The sequence below is a fragment of the Enterococcus raffinosus genome, assembly GCF_001886185.1.
Classification (GTDB): Bacteria; Bacillota; Bacilli; order Lactobacillales; family Enterococcaceae; genus Enterococcus_A; species Enterococcus_A raffinosus.
On record NZ_JXLA01000023.1, the window covers coordinates 52583 to 68420 of the forward strand.

General features: G+C 40.9%; 13 protein-coding genes. 11 read left to right on the forward strand and 2 right to left on the reverse strand.

Annotated elements, in window-relative coordinates; all coding sequences use genetic code 11:
- Positions 1-33: 33 nt before the first annotated feature.
- Positions 34-1890, forward strand: coding sequence for a BglG family transcription antiterminator (locus RV13_RS13080; RefSeq protein WP_010747350.1), 1857 nt, complete (start codon positions 34-36; stop codon positions 1888-1890).
- Between the two features lie 57 nt (positions 1891-1947).
- On the opposite strand, the gene RV13_RS13085 is transcribed toward RV13_RS13080, so the two are convergent.
- A complete protein-coding gene (locus RV13_RS13085; RefSeq protein WP_010747349.1) occupies positions 1948-3123 on the reverse strand; it encodes a NupC/NupG family nucleoside CNT transporter in 1176 nt (391 codons plus the stop codon).
- Between the two features lie 463 nt (positions 3124-3586).
- Here RV13_RS13085 and RV13_RS13090 point away from each other — a divergent pair, with 463 nt between their 5' ends.
- The 9 genes from RV13_RS13090 to RV13_RS13130 all read left to right on the forward strand — a co-directional run bounded on the left by RV13_RS13090 (position 3587) and on the right by RV13_RS13130 (position 12993).
- Positions 3587-4225 carry a GntR family transcriptional regulator gene (locus RV13_RS13090; protein WP_010747348.1) on the forward strand — a complete coding sequence of 213 codons (639 nt, stop codon included), beginning with the start codon at positions 3587-3589 and terminating at the stop codon, positions 4223-4225.
- Between the two features lie 221 nt (positions 4226-4446).
- Entirely contained in the window at positions 4447-5646 is a 1200-nt protein-coding gene (locus RV13_RS13095; protein WP_010747347.1) for a quaternary amine ABC transporter ATP-binding protein, read from the forward strand.
- Positions 5639-7363 carry an ABC transporter permease/substrate binding protein gene (locus RV13_RS13100; RefSeq protein ID WP_010747346.1) on the forward strand — a complete coding sequence of 575 codons (1725 nt, stop codon included), beginning with the start codon at positions 5639-5641 and terminating at the stop codon, positions 7361-7363. The genes RV13_RS13095 and RV13_RS13100 overlap by 8 nt, the downstream gene beginning before the upstream one ends.
- Before the next feature lie 319 nt (positions 7364-7682).
- The gene (locus RV13_RS13105) at positions 7683-9626 is read left to right on the forward strand and encodes a BglG family transcription antiterminator (protein WP_010747345.1); all 1944 of its coding nucleotides are present in this window, start codon (positions 7683-7685) and stop codon (positions 9624-9626) included.
- Positions 9627-10100: a PTS sugar transporter subunit IIA gene (locus tag RV13_RS13110; RefSeq protein WP_010747344.1), complete on the forward strand. Its 474-nt coding sequence runs from the start codon at positions 9627-9629 to the stop codon at positions 10098-10100.
- Between the two features lie 13 nt (positions 10101-10113).
- The gene (locus RV13_RS13115) at positions 10114-10398 is read left to right on the forward strand and encodes a PTS sugar transporter subunit IIB (protein WP_010747343.1); all 285 of its coding nucleotides are present in this window, start codon (positions 10114-10116) and stop codon (positions 10396-10398) included.
- A 38-nt stretch (positions 10399-10436) separates the two neighbouring features.
- Entirely contained in the window at positions 10437-11810 is a 1374-nt protein-coding gene (locus RV13_RS13120) for a PTS galactitol transporter subunit IIC (RefSeq protein ID WP_010747342.1), read from the forward strand.
- Positions 11811-11839: 29 nt separating this feature from the next.
- Complete coding sequence (locus RV13_RS13125) at positions 11840-12346, forward strand: hypothetical protein (protein ID WP_010747341.1); 507 nt, start codon at positions 11840-11842, stop codon at positions 12344-12346.
- Positions 12346-12993: a class II aldolase/adducin family protein gene (locus RV13_RS13130; protein WP_010747340.1), complete on the forward strand. Its 648-nt coding sequence runs from the start codon at positions 12346-12348 to the stop codon at positions 12991-12993. Before RV13_RS13125 ends, RV13_RS13130 begins: the two co-directional genes overlap by 1 nt.
- A gap of 78 nt (positions 12994-13071) precedes the next feature.
- On the opposite strand, the gene RV13_RS13135 is transcribed toward RV13_RS13130, so the two are convergent.
- Positions 13072-14103 (reverse strand): zinc-binding dehydrogenase, encoded by a 1032-nt coding sequence (locus RV13_RS13135; protein WP_010747339.1) that lies wholly within the window; start codon positions 14101-14103, stop codon positions 13072-13074.
- A 188-nt stretch (positions 14104-14291) separates the two neighbouring features.
- On the opposite strand from RV13_RS13135, the gene RV13_RS13140 reads away from it, so the two are divergent.
- On the forward strand, positions 14292-15830 hold the full coding sequence (locus RV13_RS13140; protein WP_249024482.1) for a BglG family transcription antiterminator: 1539 nt from the start codon (positions 14292-14294) through the stop codon (positions 15828-15830).
- Positions 15831-15838: the final 8 nt, after the last annotated feature.

Below are 15838 nucleotides of genomic sequence, written 5' to 3' on the forward strand. Positions count from 1 at the left end.
ACAAATCAGTTATTTATTATAGGAGGGATCATTGTGAATATTTCTCAAAGACAAGAAAAAATTCTAGAGAAATTATCCCTAAACCAGCAGCCTTCTACCGCTGGTCAACTGTCAAAAGAGCTGGGGGTTTCGTCGAAAACGATTCGAAATGACATTCAGCAGTTAAACCAGCTTTCTGAACAACCCATGATCCTATCGAAGGCGGGAACAGGGTTCTATATAAATCCTGAAAATAACCACCTTCAGCAGCTGGCGTCTGATAAGCAGTCGACGAATTTGACCTTTGATTTACTCATGCGGTTATTAGACCAAAAAGCTTGTGACTTTTACGAACTTGCGGATGAATTCTTCATTAGTGAATCCACCCTTGATCGAATGGTCAAAGAGCTTAATAGATTGATTGCGAAAAGGGATCAGCGCTTGATAATTAAACGAAAACAAAATCGACTTTTGATTGAAGGGGATGAGGCGGCTAAAAGACGTGTGTTTACGTTGTTTTTAAATCAGGAGATTGAGACCAATAAATTAAGCTTAGACAACTATTCAGATTATTTTGAACAGATTGATTTAGCGAAATTAACTAAGGTGGTCATAAATGTTCATCAAAAGGAAGGCTTTTTCGTCAATGATTTCTCAACGATTTCATTTATTTTGCATCTCGCAGTACTATTGGAAAGAGTCAGCAAAAAGAGCTACTTGAATCCTTCTCAGGCATCTTTAAAAGAGACTAAGAGTCGTCAAATGACTCTGGCGATGGTTAAGGAATTAGAAACGAACTTTGAGGTTAAGATTCCAGAGGAAGAATACGCGTATATCTATCGCTTGTATTCTGGTTCGCTGGTTTCTGATGAGGACCTAGCCGATAAAAAACTAAAGCAGGCGATTGAAGGCGTCTTAACAAATATCGACTCGATTTTTTTTATTGATTTTACGCAGGACAAGAAAATCACGGATTATTTACTGACCCATGTGTCGGCATTGTATAAGCGCGCTACTCATAAACAATATTTGGTGAATCCCTTACTTGAAGAAATCAAAAGCAAGTTTCCTTTTGTTTATAATGTCAGTGTCTATGCCTCTGGTTATCTTCAAGAGAAGCTGAGCATTCAATTTCCAGAAGATGAAGTGGCGTACCTATCCTTGCATTTTCTTTCAGCACTAGAAAATATTCGCGCCCATAAAAAGAAACGTGTGTTGCTCGTCTCTCCTTATGGTGTGGGAAATCAGCGAATTGTCAGAAACCAATTGAATAAGATCCAGGAGTTCGAGATCGAACTATTCGTTGCGGAATCTATATTCGCAGTGACCAACGAGACGACAGAAGAAAAATCATTGATTTTAACGACAGAGAAGTTGAATCTACCGACAACCGTTCCGGTTTATCAGTATGATTCATTTTTGACAGATGCTGATTTAAAGAAGATTCAGAACCTATTGATCGAAGAAAATCAATCACCTTCCGTTTTGACGACCTTTTTGAAGGAAGAGCTGTTCTTTCCCCAAGAAACGTTCACAGACAGAGATGAAGTGATCCGATTTCTTTGTCAGGAACTGTATAAAAAAGGTTATTGTGAAAAGAACTATGTGGAGAAGGTGCTGCAACGAGAAGCATTGTCCAGTACCGCCTTTGGTGATTTTTACGCGTTGCCTCATGCCATCAAACGTGAGGCAAAACAAAATGCGGTAGCCATTTGTTCACTAGAAAAACCGCTGCAATGGAAAGAAAAAAAGGTTAGATTGGTTCTCCTGCTGGCCTTGAAGGAAGAACGAGATAACTCCTTTGAACAGCTATTTGAAGAACTTGTAAAGATGCTAAATGATGCAGCGCGAGTAAAGAAGCTTTCAAGGCAAACAAGTTTTCAAGAATTTATGGCGATCTGTCAGAATTAAGGAAAATAAAACAACCGTCAAAATCCTGTGAGAGATCTTGGCGGTTGTTTTGAATGCTTAAAAAATTAGCCCTGTAATAATGGCGCTTAAGAAGCTGACTAGGCTGGCACTCAATAAGATTTTTAACCCATGTTTGGCAACTAGATTACCTTTTTCTTCGTTGAGTCCCTTCATCGCACCAGAAATAATTCCGATGGAAGAGAAGTTGGCGAAAGATACTAAGAAAACGGAAAGGATGGCTGTAGTACGCGCAGAGAACGTCCAGTCGCCCTTCGCTAATTCTGTCATCGCGACAAACTCATTCGTAACGAGTTTAGTTGCCATGAGGCTGCCGGCATCGACGGCTTCTTTCCAAGGAATCCCAGTAATAAACGCTAAAGGCGCAAACACATAGCCTAGAATTTCTTGGAAGGTTAGACCGGTAATCTTAGCGAAAATGAAATTAATCATTGCAATCAAGGCCACAAAGCCGATCAGCATCGCAGCAACAGTGACCGCTACATGAAAACCGTCTAGGATATATTCCCCTAACATTTGAAAGAATGTCTGCTCTTTATCCTCTTCGATGACTAGCTCATCATTTTCCAGTTGATATGGATTGATGATTGAGGCGATGATAAAACCGCCAAATAAATTTAATACAAGCGCCGTGATTACGTATCGCGGCTGGATCAAAGCCATGTAAGAGCCGACGATGGACATAGAAACGGTAGACATGGCAGAGATGCTCATGGAAGTTAACCGTTGTTCAGATAAGGTAGGCAACTCTTTTTTGATAGAGATGAATACCTCTGATTGCCCTAGGATCGCAGATGCAACTCCATTGTAGGATTCTAATTTGCCCATGCCATTGATTTTACTAAGGGCAAGTCCAACGCCTTTCATGAAGAGCGGCAGGATCTTCACGTATCGTAAAATTCCGATGATCGCAGAAATAAAGACGATCGGCATAAGCACATTTAAGAAGAAGGGAAAGCTGCCTTTATTAGCGATCCCGCCAAAAACGAAGTCCACGCCTGAACCAGCGAAGCTCAACAGGGCATCAAAAACACCGGCCAAGCCGCCGACAATCGTGGTTCCCACTGTTGTTCGTAAGAGAATGAAGCCTAATAAAAATTGCAGTACCAGCATAACTAAAATGGGTGTGTACTGAATCTTTTGACGATCACTGCTGATTAACACACCTAAAGCTAAAACAATGATCAACCCAATAATACCTGTCACAAAATGCAAATAATCACTCCTAAGTCGTCTTTTTGATTTTTGACTTTTACCAAAACGGATACTCCTTGAGACAATTTTCAGAATAAAATGAATCGTATATGTATAAAAAGCAGTGCAAAAGAAGCGTCAGTCGGTAAAAATAATCTGAAACATCGTAGCTTTTTTTAAAAGAATTTGCGAAGGAAAACTACGCAAAATGTTCTTCTATGAATAAATTTTAAAGACGAAAGCACTAACAACTTCATTTTTATCTGTCTTGCAATGAGTAAAGCTTTTCTAAAAAAAATATGCTATGCTTAAAAAGAATTCTGCAAAAAAGATATCAGTTCCATTATTCTCAGTGGATAGAAGATATAGTAAGCCCTATACTTTCACTATTCATGAGCCACTTTAACGGAATGATATATACGGGGAAAATGAGCTTCGATTTTTGAAGATTGAAGCACAGTTAGATGAACTTGGAGGGATCGGAATGGAAGGGGAAAACAAGAAGCGGATCTTGCTGCCTCGCTATCAGCAAGTAGCGGTAGAGATTGCTGAACGGATTGCTGACAATCGGTATCAAGTGGGAGAAAAAATTCATGCACGTTCCACGCTAGCCAGTAATTTTAATGTTTCTCCTGAAACTGCACGGAAAGCGATCAATGTGCTAGTGGATCTCGGAATCATGGAGGTTCGCCATGGCAGTGGGGCCTATGTGCTTTCGCGAGAAAAAGCGAAGGTCTACTTTGAGAAATATCAGGATGTGCAATCTGTTCAAGAAATAAAGAATGAGCTTCAGGCGAGCGTTGAGAAACAAAAACAAGAACTGGACAATGTGAGTGAGCTTTTGAATCAGTTATTAGCCCAAACGAAGCGCGTTCATAATGTCGCGCCTTTTGTTCCGTACGAGTTAACTTTGACGGGAGAGGCAGAACACTTGGAGAGTACGGTTAATGACTTAAATATTTGGCACGAGACGGGAGCGACGATTATTGCCATTCAGCAAAAGAACGAGCTTTTGCTGTCGCCGGGACCTTACGCCAAAATTTGCGAAGGCGATACCTTATTCTTTGTTGGCAACGAATTCGTTATTCAACGAATGCAGCATCTGTTTTATCCAGATAAATAATTCCATCAAAAAAGAAAGCTGCGGCTTTCTTTTTTTTAAACCTTTAACCACTGGAACGATCTCATTTTAAGGGCAATTTCGATATCTGATGTTACTAAGAAGCGGAGGGAGTTTTCTAAAGCGCACTTGCTGATTTACTGAAAATTTTCAGCATCTTTTTTGACAAAGTGACCACATGGTGTTAAGGTTGTATGGTCACTTTTTTAAGAGGAGGATATTTTTTGAGTAAAGTTAAGGTAGAACATCTGACTAAAATTTTTGGTAAGAAACAGCAGCAAGCCCTTGCGATGATTCAGGAGAATCGCGACAAGAACGAAATTGTAGAGAAAACAGGTGCAACTGTTGGTGTATATGATGCAAGTTTTGAAGTCAATGAAGGAGAAATTTTTGTTATTATGGGACTTTCCGGCAGCGGAAAATCCACAATGATTCGTTTATTAAATCGCTTGATTGATCCGACCTCTGGTGAGATCTATATCGATGGAGAAAATATCGCTCAAATGGACAAAGAAGCACTGCGGGAAGTGCGTCGCCATAAAATCAATATGGTCTTTCAAAATTTTGGGCTGTTTCCTCATCGTACGATTTTGGAAAATACAGAATACGGTCTTGAAGTCCGAGGCGTACCAAAAGCGGAACGTCAGGCAAAGGCTGAACAAGCATTAGAAAACTCAGGACTATTGACCTTTAAGGATCAATATCCAGATCAACTATCCGGTGGGATGCAGCAGCGGGTTGGCTTGGCGCGGGCTTTAGCCAATGATCCAGAAATTCTATTGATGGATGAAGCTTTTTCCGCTTTAGACCCATTGATCCGTCGAGAGATGCAAGATGAATTATTGGATCTGCAATCGAATGTACAAAAAACAATCATCTTTATTACCCATGATTTAAATGAAGCCTTGCGAATCGGTGATCGGATCGCGTTAATGAAGGACGGTCAAATCATGCAGATCGGTACGGGAGAAGAAATTCTGACGCATCCAGCCAATCAATATGTTCGTGACTTCGTTGAAGACGTGGATCGTTCAAAAGTCTTGACTGCCCAAAATATCATGGTGCCAGCGTTGACGACGAATATTGAAGTGGATGGACCAAATGTGGCGTTGAATCGAATGCGTAAAGAAGAAGTCAGTATGCTATTAGCTGTTGATCGTAAGCGTAAGCTGAAGGGCAGCCTGACAGCAGACAAAGCGCGGGAAGCACGTAAAAATAATCTAGAGCTGAGAGACGTCATTGATAAAAATGTCCGCCGCATCCCGAAAGACATGCTGGTCACCGACATTTTCAATCTGATTTTTGATTCGCCAGCACCACTGGCTGTAGTAGAAGGCGACCGCTTAGTCGGTGTCGTCATCCGTGGTAGTGTGTTAGAGGCGTTAGCAGATACAGAGACTGAAGAGGTGATCACAAATGTTTAGTATTTTACAGCAAGCCTTGCCCGTTGCAGATTGGGTGGAAGGATTTACAGAGTGGCTGACAGGAACCTTTGCTGGTTTGTTCTCAGCCTTGCAGCATGCCGGACAATTTTTAATGGATGGAATGACAGGGATATTAACGATGATCCCACCATTATTATTGATTCTCGTTTTAACGATCGCCGCCTTTTTTATTTCCAATAAAAAATGGGGGCTGACAAGCTTTACCTTGATCGGACTGCTCTTTATTTATAATCAAGGATTATGGACGGATCTTATGAGTACCGTCACACTGGTTCTTTTATCAAGTCTATTATCGATCATCATTGGGGTACCTTTAGGAATCCTGATGGCGAAAAATGAGACTGCGAAAAAAATTATTACTCCCATTCTGGACTTTATGCAGACAATGCCAGGGTTCGTGTATTTGATTCCTGCGGTTGCATTCTTCGGAATTGGGATGGTTCCTGGTGTTTTTGCCTCAGTTATTTTCGCTTTGCCGCCAACCGTGCGTTTTACGAATTTAGGGATTCGTCAAATTCCAAAAGAATTGGTCGAAGCGTCTGATTCCTTCGGCGGTACCGGCAAACAAAAATTGTTTAAGCTGGAATTACCATTAGCAAAAAGTACCATTTTAGCGGGGATCAACCAAACAACGATGCTTGCTTTATCAATGGTGGTTATCGCATCAATGATCGGAGCGCCGGGTCTAGGCCGTGGAGTTCTCTCAGCCTTGCAACGTGCGCAAGTCGGAAATGGTTTTGTGAATGGATTGGCGCTAGTTATTTTGGCGATCATTATCGATCGATTCACACAGAATATCAACAAGCCAAAACAACAGGCAGCTGAAAAAATGCCGAAGACCAAAAAGAAAAAAATCGGTATTGCCGCCGGTGTTGTTGCTGCAGTCGTTTTACTAGCCTCTTTTGGTTTTGGCGGTTCATCTAAGGAAAGCAAAGGAACGATCAACCTGACCTATGTAGAGTGGGATACAGAAGTGGCTTCTACTCATGTCATCGGAGAGGTTCTAAAGGAAATGGGCTACAATGTCAACATGACTCCGCTGGATAATGCGATTATGTGGGAATCTGTTGCAAAAGGTGAATCAGATGCCATGGTTGCTGCTTGGTTGCCTAATACACACAAATCACAATTTGCTCAGTATAAGGATCAGGTTGATGATTTAGGTGTGAACCTAAAAGGAGCAAAAGTTGGCCTGGTTGTTCCTGATTATATGGATGTAAACTCTATCGAAGATTTGACTGATCAAGCGAATAAAACAATCACCGGGATCGAACCTGGTGCCGGTGTGGTCAATGCCGCTGAAAATACATTGAAGGCTTATCCGAATTTATCTGATTGGAAAGTCTCAACCTCTTCTTCTGGTGCAATGACAGTTGCTCTTGGCCAAGCGATTAAAAAGAAACAACCCATTGTTATTACTGGCTGGTCTCCTCACTGGATGTTCGCCAAATATGGGTTGAAATATTTAGATGATCCTAAAGGGGCCATGGGAACAGAAGAGGCCATTCATACGATGGCACGTAAAGGTTTGAAGGAAGATCAACCAGAAGCGTATAAAGTCTTGGATAATTTCCATTGGAACCAAAAGGATATGGAAAGTGTCATGCTAGCGATCAATGAAGGAAAAGACCCTTCTCAAGCAGCGAAAGACTGGATTAAAGACCACCAAAAAGAAGTCGATGAGTGGAAGAAATAGAATAACTAGAAAAATTGCTGATCATAAGAGGTCAGCAATTTTTTTGTATTTAAAAGAAGGAAGCTGTAAAAGCCTCATTACAAATTGGCTTTTCCACTCATCAAAAAATTTCATAAATACTTTCAAAAAAGAATGATTCCTGTTAATTTGAGTTTTCATGATTAATGTTGAAAAAAGGAGACCTTTTAAGTAAGTTGAAAATTTACTATGATGAATATAGGAGATAGCGAGGTTGGCTGCTCAACGTTGTTTATTTTTCCTTAACGAAGAGGGCTGACAGCCGAATACTCTGAATGCTTAAAGACGAGGAGGTGTGAAAATGGAAAAAACGATGCGTCGTCGCAATCAACTGTTATCCTTACTTCTTTCTGAAAGCGATTACAAAACGACGGATTATTTTAGTGAGAAGCTGGAAGTGTCAACGAGAACGATTTTGAACGATGTAAATTTTTTGAACAAGGAATTGGCGGGAAAAGCGATAGAGATTGTTAAGGTGCCAAGACATGGTATCAAATTAATCGGAACAGAAGGAGAAATCAACAGAATTACAGATCTTACGGTGGAAAGTGACAGAGATATTTATGACGTATTAGGCAGAAGAGAAGGTATTTTTCGTCAATTATTTATGACGCCCGAAGGACAGTTACTAGAGACGCTAGAAGCGGATTTTTTTATCTCTGATTCAACGTTAAAAAAAGATCTAGATTATTTACAGCGCTATCTGCGGCATTTTGATGTCAAAATCTGTCAGAGCAGACGGAAGGTTTCCTTGCGTGGGGCGGAGGCGGACATCCAACAGGCGTATCAAAATTTTTTGATGACAAAGTTTCCCGATGCTCTGCTGGTAAACAATGAAGAGCTGCTAATCCAATTAGAGAACTATTTCCCTGTCGCCCTGATCCAATTAGTCAAAGATACGTTAGAGAAGTTTTCCGATATGTTTTATAGCAATATTTCCAATAAATATTTTTCAGCAATTTTTCTTACTTTTTTATGTTTACTTACGCGAGCGGAAAACGGCTGTCATATGACGATCGAAGAGAAAAAGAAAAGCGACTTAGAGGATTTGGCTTTATATACGCAAACCTATGAGATTTGTGCCTTCATTTCTACGAATAGTTCGATCGAGCTTTGGTATCCCGATATTTATCATCTATCTGAAACCTTATACGCCATGAATGTAAAACCCTTCTACAAATCAACCAAGACGTACAATGACAGCTATCAGGAGGCGGTAGAAGAATTAATCGCCGATTTAGGAAACCTGTTAAATATCGATTTTTCTGGCGATCAGGAATTACATGATTCACTTATGAGCCATATTGTTCCGATGATTTATCGGCTGCGTCGCAATATTTTGATCAAAAATCCTTTTATGGAGGACATTAAAAATCGTTACTTGTTATTGTATTCCATGATGTGCTATGCCATCAGCAGTATCGGTCAGCGATTTTCGATCGAAGTGACCGGCGATGAGATTTCTTTTCTAGTGATTTACTTCCAAGTCGCTTTGGAGCGCAAGTATGGAGTAAGTTTTCGTAATATCTATGTCGTTCTTTCACGAGGGTTGATCACAAGTGATTTGATCTATACGAAAATTCGGCGAATCATTCCCCATACCGATAAAGTGATTCAATTGACGACTAAGGAATTTGAACAAGTGACGTTGAATTCAAGAGATGTCGTGGTCACGACTGATCCTAGTGTAAAGGCCACAAATGTGGTTTATATTTCGCCTATGATCAAAGATGAGGAAATTAGTCGGATCGTTCATACCTATTACAAACGGTATCACGCGACAGCAAAAGAAAAAACACAGGTAAATCAGCAATGGATCAATCCAGAGCTTGTTTTTCTTCAACAACATGTTGAGAACAAAGAGGCGTGTTTGAATTTTATGATTGAAAGGTATCAGGCTTTAGGCATTGCGAAGGAAAATTTTGGCGAATCTGTTTGGACACGGGAGAAATTAGGAGATACTAGTTTTTCTGTCAGTGTGGCGATTCCCCATGCGGACCCTAGCGAGGTCAATCAAACATCAATCGGGATCATGACATTGGATAAGAAGATTAATTGGGGAATCAATAATGTGAATGTCATTTTATTTTTCGCTATTTCAGATACAGATATCAATGCGGCAAAGAGTAAAATCACAGGTTTACTTGAGTTTATCGAAAAGGAGGAGAATGTGGAAAAACTGATTCAAGTAACAGATAAGCAAGCACTTTTGGATTTAGTGATGGGGGAAGGGAGTGCAATTTAAGTGGCTGACTTTTGGAATGAAATGTACTTAGATGAACAGTTGGTTGATTTAGCAATGGATGAACCCGATAACTTTTCAGCGTTGGCGACGTTGGCCAGTCGACTGGAGGCCAATCAGTGTGTGAATGGTGAGTTCAGCTCAGCGGTTCAGGAGCGAGAGAAGGAGTTTGCGACTGGTTTGCCTTTAGAGCATATCGGCGTGGCGATTCCTCATACCGATTCTGAATATGTTTTCAAGCAATCAATGGCAATCGGCATTTTAAAGAATCCGGTAATGTTTGAAATGATGGGGTCACCGGAGGTTCTCGTTCCAGTAAAAATCATGTTTATGCTAGCGATCAAGGAACCGAAAAAGCAACTGGAATTTTTACAGGCGTTGATCGATATGTTTCAAACAGATGAAAAGGTCTTAGCAATTATTCAAGCGAATACGGCAGAAGAAGTCGTAAAAAGCATCAAACAGAATTTAAAATAAGGACGTGGAAAAGATGAAAAATATTTTATTAGCATGTGGTTCTGGCATTGCGACATCAACAGCAGTAAATGGAAAAATATCAAAAATTTTAGATGAGAATGGGTACAAAGGAAAGTATAAAATCACGCAATGCAAAATTTCGGAAGCACCGAATAAAGCTTCTAACTATGATTTTTTGATTTCGACAACGGTTATTCCGAAAGGTTTGGCTTGCGAATCTGTTTCCGGAGTATGCTTTTTGACTGGCGTTAATACAAAACCAACGATCGATAAAATTATGGAGTTAATGGAAAAGTAGCCTGTATAAAACAATACGAGTAAGGAGAGCGATTAATTATGGATGCAATTATTGGAGTGTTTCAATTTATTCAAGGATTGGGTGTATCCGTTGTAATGCCAATTGTCATTTTTATTATTGGTTGTGCCTTCAGAACAGGTGTTGGGAAGAGTCTTCGAGCAGGGTTAACGGTAGGGGTCGGCTTTATTGGGTTGAATTTGGTCATTAATTCGCTATTAGGAACCAGTCTTTCGCCAGCCGTACAGGCGATGATCGATCGTTTTGGTTTGAGCCTATCAACAATCGACGTGGGATGGCCAGCGGCAGCGGCGATCGCCATGGGTTCAACAGTTGGATTGATTATTATCCCGCTAGGCTTAGTGGTCAATATCGTGATGCTCCTTACCAATACGACACAAACGGTTGATGTGGATATTTGGGATTACTGGCACTTTGCGTTTACTGGAGCTTTAGTAGCAATTATTACCGATACATTATGGCTAGGGATTGTGGCGGCTGTCGTGAATATGGTGATTATCATGGTATTAGGTGATGTTACCGCGCCAGAAGTGGAGAAATCACTGGATCTGCCGGGCGTTTCGCTGCCCCATGGCTTCACGACGGCCTATGCGCCAATTGCGATGGTCATCAATAAATTGATCGATATGATTCCTGGCGTGAGAGATATCAATATTAATATGGATACGGTTCAACGTCGTTTCGGTGTTTTCGGTGAACCGATTCTAGTTGGAACGGTGATGGGGATCGTTATCGGTATAATTGCCGGCTACGATGTGACAAATGTTTTAACCTTAGGGGTTTCTTTAGGAGCTGTTTTAGTGTTGATTCCGAAAATGGCGGCTTTATTGATGGAAGGCTTGATTCCGATCAGCGATGCTGCCAGTGAATTCATTCAAGAAAGATTTCAAAATCGTGGGAAAATTTATATTGGGTTAGATTCAGCGATTGGGGTTGGACACCCAGTGACATTGGCAATTTCATTTATCTTAGTGCCAACATTGATTTTCTTAGCGGTTGTCCTACCAGGAAATACCGTTTTACCATTCGCTGACTTAGCTGTTATCCCATGGATGTTTGTATTGATTACACCGATTGTAAAAGAAAACGGCTTTAGAGGGCTGATTGTTGGGTTGGTCGTATTAGTATTCGGGCTATGGATCGCTACGGATCTGGCACCAATGATTACGACGGCAGCAAAAAATGTGAATTTCCAAATGCCGGAAGGGGCCTCTCAGATTTCATCTATTTGTGATGGAGCGAATCCATTGACTTGGGTACTTGTTCGCTTAAATGGTCTCGGATATATCGGTACTGGAATTGGCGCTGCGGTGGCTTTGGTGATGGCGATTTGGAACCGCAATCGAATCAAAAAAGAAGCGTCACAACTGCATGATGGCGGAGAAGCAGCGTAATTCTGCAGTAAGAAAAGGGGGAAGGACACATGAAACGGTTTGAATACGATAAAACATTGTATTTCTTAGATGTTCCTGTTACCGGAGTCGTCTCATTGATTGTTTTCCTCATTGCGATCGGTGCCATGATCACGAATCGTTTGCCGGCGTTGATGGGTATGGTTGGAATTGTCGCCTTTTACAGTTTTTGGAACGCGTTGGTGGCAAGAGTGACCCCGAAAGAAGTAGCGATCGCAGGAGACACGTTGACTCTACGTTCTTTTAAACGAGTGGATGATTATAACTTGCCGCAGTTGGATAGCTTCAAGATTCGTGAGTTTCCAACTGCTGGAAAGATGTATTTACGTATGAATGGCGGTGGACTCTTAAAAGGGCGTTATTGGTTGAATACAAGAAATTATAATGACGGGCAGGAGCTGTTTCGGTTGTTGCTGGACATGGAATATGAAAAGCATCCAGAATCTTTGAAGGCTCGTGCTAGAAGAGTCAACACGGAGTATAACGCTCAAGTAAAAAAGAAAAAAGAGGCGAGCTGATGTTTGAGAAAGAAAAAGCAGAGATTATCACAGCTGGGATAATGCTAGACCGCTATGGTTTGATTTCACTTTCAGGTGGAAATGTGAGTATGCGAATCGATTCGAAAACCCTATTGGTTACACCTAGTGGAATGATGTATGAAGAGATGGTCCCAGAGGATGTTCTCGTGATGACGATTGAAGGAGAAATTATCGAAGGAACCCGCCGTCCGAGTGTTGATACGATTGCGATACGTTATATCCTGCAGCAGATGCCTGCAGTGAATGCGGTCATTCATACCCATCAGCCCTATGCGACCGGAATCGGTTTAGTCGTGGATCGGATCGATTGTGATGTAACGACATTAGCCAATACCGCGAAGGGGCCAGTCAATGTCGCTCCGTATAGTTCGGCGGCGAGTATTGATATGGGCTATGCAGTAGTCGATCATATCGGAGATCAGCTGGCAGTCGTACTGAAAAATCACGGCGTTGTCACGATCGGCAAAAATTTAAAAGAGGCGTTGTATGCTGCCGTCTATTTAGAAGAAGCAGCGAAAACACTGTACGTCGCTCATTCTTATGGTGGGAAAATCGCAAAGCTGACTGCTGAACAGATTCAAACGGCTGTAGAGGTGTTCAAAGATTATGGTCAGGTGAAAAATTGAGTCAGTGAGCAAATGGAAAGGAACGCTCCTATGGAGGACTGTCTGCCTATTTTGGCAGACAGTTTTTTCGTTCATGAATTATTCGGGTTTTAGCAGAATTTTCAGCTCTTTGCCATTCATGGCTAGTTCAAAGGCTTCCTCCCATTGGTCTAAGGGAAGGGTTCTGGTAATCATAGGTGATAGATCAATTTTAGCAGTTGCTAACCACTCCAATGCTTTTCTCCAAGAGCTAGGTTTTTGAGTGCGTGAGCCAATGAGCTGAATTTCTTTATTAAGCAGTAAACTCATATCAAAGGGGACAGGATTCTTTGCGAAGAGCCCTTCTTGAATAACCGTTCCTTTCTTTTTGACGATTTCTAAGGACTGCTGAAGCGCCTGAAAACTGCCGGAGCATTCGAAAACTTGATCAAAGCCCAAGCTGTCTGTTTCTTGTTCGACTAAGTTTTCTAAGGAGGTCTTTTGACTATCAAATGTTTTTGTGATCCCCAGCTCACGGGCTTTTGCTAAACGTAGGGCATCTTTGGTAATTCCAATGAGGGTCACGTTCGCGTTCAGTGATTGAAGGACCAGGGCGAGTAAGACACCAATCGGCCCAGGCCCAAAGACAGCAATTTTCTCATTAGGCTGAACGATTGTTTTCTCCATTACGGCATGGATACAGCAGGCCAGCGGCTCCATTAAAGCGGCTACTTCACTTGGCAGCTCTGCTGGCAAGTGATGGCAGCGATCAGCCTTAGCTAAAACATACGTTGCGAAGCTGCCATCCACCTGTGTCCCCAGTCCTTTTCGATGACTGCATAAATTATATTCTTCCTTTAAACAGTAAGGGCATTTTTCACAAACTTCGTAGGTTGTCTCACTGACGACTCGATCTCCAATGTCCAGCTGTGTTACTTTATCCCCTTTTTCAGAGACTATACCAATGAATTCATGGCCGAGAGTCAATGGTATTTTCTTGTTATATTCACCCTTCAGCGCATGGATATCTGATCCACAAATACCACTAAATAATACTTTTATTAATACTTCATCTTTTTTAACAGAAGGTTTGTTAATATCACATAATTCAACATTTCCGACGCCGCTAGCTAATTTCCTTAATGATTTCAATTTGATCCGCTCCTTGAAAATTTATTTGTTAAAAATTGTTATAAAAAGACGGCTTCTATCTAGTATGCCAAGCGTATCATAGAAGTTCTTTAGGTATCTATCACAATTCTTTTGAGAAGTTCACCAAAAGGATTGGTCTTGTGAAATAATAGGAGGCAGATACAATTAAACGTGTAGAGGTGATAGTGATGAACAGGAGAATCAATAAAATTTTATTGGATGTTTTGCATGAGAAGGAAGAATCCTTGGTTAATTACGCCAAGCTCTTTAAGGTTTCTGAACAGACCATTCGCAATGACATCAAGGAAATCAATTTCCAATTGGAAAGTAGTGAAAAAAACGAAGCACTGTATTTTGAAGACGGCTATTTAAAAATACCGAAGGAGGTTGACTTAAAGGAACTATTTCAAACGTATGCATCTTTTCAGCACTATCATTTAACCCTCGATGAAAGACGGACTATTTTAGCGCTGCTTCTGATCACAAGTCATGATTATGTGACGACCTACTATCTCTCTGAATACCTCTTAGTCAGTCGCAATACGTTAGTCAGCGATATTGAAGCGTTAAAGAAATGGTTCAAAAAAAATGATTTATCCTTGCTTTCTCATATTGGGAAAGGCTACAAGGTGGCGGGAAATGAAGTTCATATTCGTTCGGCAATGACGAAACTCGTCATTTTTAACGGGTTATTCGATTACGGATATGATTATGCACTTGGTTGGGAAAACAACATTTTTCAGAATTTATTGTTAGAGATCATTGATCCTGATACACGCTATCAGGAAGTCAGCCAGCTGCTGATGGAGGCTGAAAAGGAGGAACAACTGCAACTATCTGATTTTTCTTATCATGAAATGGTTTGCTACTTGATTATTATGATTGAACGGATCAAGCATGATCAGCGGATCGATGTGACTGAAAATTTAGCTGAGCTGCAGGAAAGCTCTAAGGCTCATTTTGCTCAGACGATCATTGAAAAAATCGAGCAGCGTTACGGGATTATCGCTGAAGACGGTGAGCTTGGCTATTTAATCTCAATTTTACGCAGGAAGAGTTACATTAAAAATAATGGGCGGAAGATTGATTCGATTGAAACCCAAATTTTGATTAATGAATTTATTTTCAATTTAGCGAAGGAAATGGACATCAAATACTATTTGAACAGTGATCTATTTGAGCTATTAGAAAATCATTTAAAACTTTTGATCTATCGTTTGTCGTTGAATGACAGTGTGGTAAATGTCTTGCTGGATGAAATTTATCAATCCTATCCGGAGATGTTTGAGATTGTAAAACGAAATTTGAACAAGATTGAGAACTACTTAGATGTGGAGATTCAACCGAATGAGTTGTCCTTCATCGTCATGTATGTGATGGCGATTTTAGAAAACAGCAACAATACGCAATCAAAGGGACAAATTAGACTTCGAATTGTTTGCAACTCTGGCAGCGGGACCGCCCAATTAATCAAGGTAAAGCTGAAATCAGCCTTTCCTCAAATTGAGGTGGTGTCAGTGGACTCCTCTCATGCGCTGCAAAAGGTTCAGCCGGAGGATCAAGACCTTATCGTCAGTACCGTCCCATTGAAATTTGACCAGTCGCCAGTGGTCCTTGTGAATCCGATACTTACTGAGCAGGACATCGTCCGAATTCAAAAGGTGTTGTATAAGATCAAACCGCGGCATTTTATTGATCAAAATTATTTAATTGAGCTAATTTCATAATTATCAGC

Coding starts and splice junctions, on each gene's coding strand:
- RV13_RS13115 (WP_010747343.1), top strand. CDS start 10,114: ATGAAAAATATTTTATTAGCATGTGGTTCTGGCATTGCGACATCAACA.
- RV13_RS13120 (WP_010747342.1), top strand. CDS start 10,437: ATGGATGCAATTATTGGAGTGTTTCAATTTATTCAAGGATTGGGTGTA.
- RV13_RS13140 (WP_249024482.1), top strand. CDS start 14,292: ATGAACAGGAGAATCAATAAAATTTTATTGGATGTTTTGCATGAGAAG.
- RV13_RS13100 (WP_010747346.1), top strand. CDS start 5,639: ATGTTTAGTATTTTACAGCAAGCCTTGCCCGTTGCAGATTGGGTGGAA.
- RV13_RS13125 (WP_010747341.1), top strand. CDS start 11,840: ATGAAACGGTTTGAATACGATAAAACATTGTATTTCTTAGATGTTCCT.
- RV13_RS13090 (WP_010747348.1), top strand. CDS start 3,587: ATGGAAGGGGAAAACAAGAAGCGGATCTTGCTGCCTCGCTATCAGCAA.
- RV13_RS13130 (WP_010747340.1), top strand. CDS start 12,346: ATGTTTGAGAAAGAAAAAGCAGAGATTATCACAGCTGGGATAATGCTA.
- RV13_RS13105 (WP_010747345.1), top strand. CDS start 7,683: ATGGAAAAAACGATGCGTCGTCGCAATCAACTGTTATCCTTACTTCTT.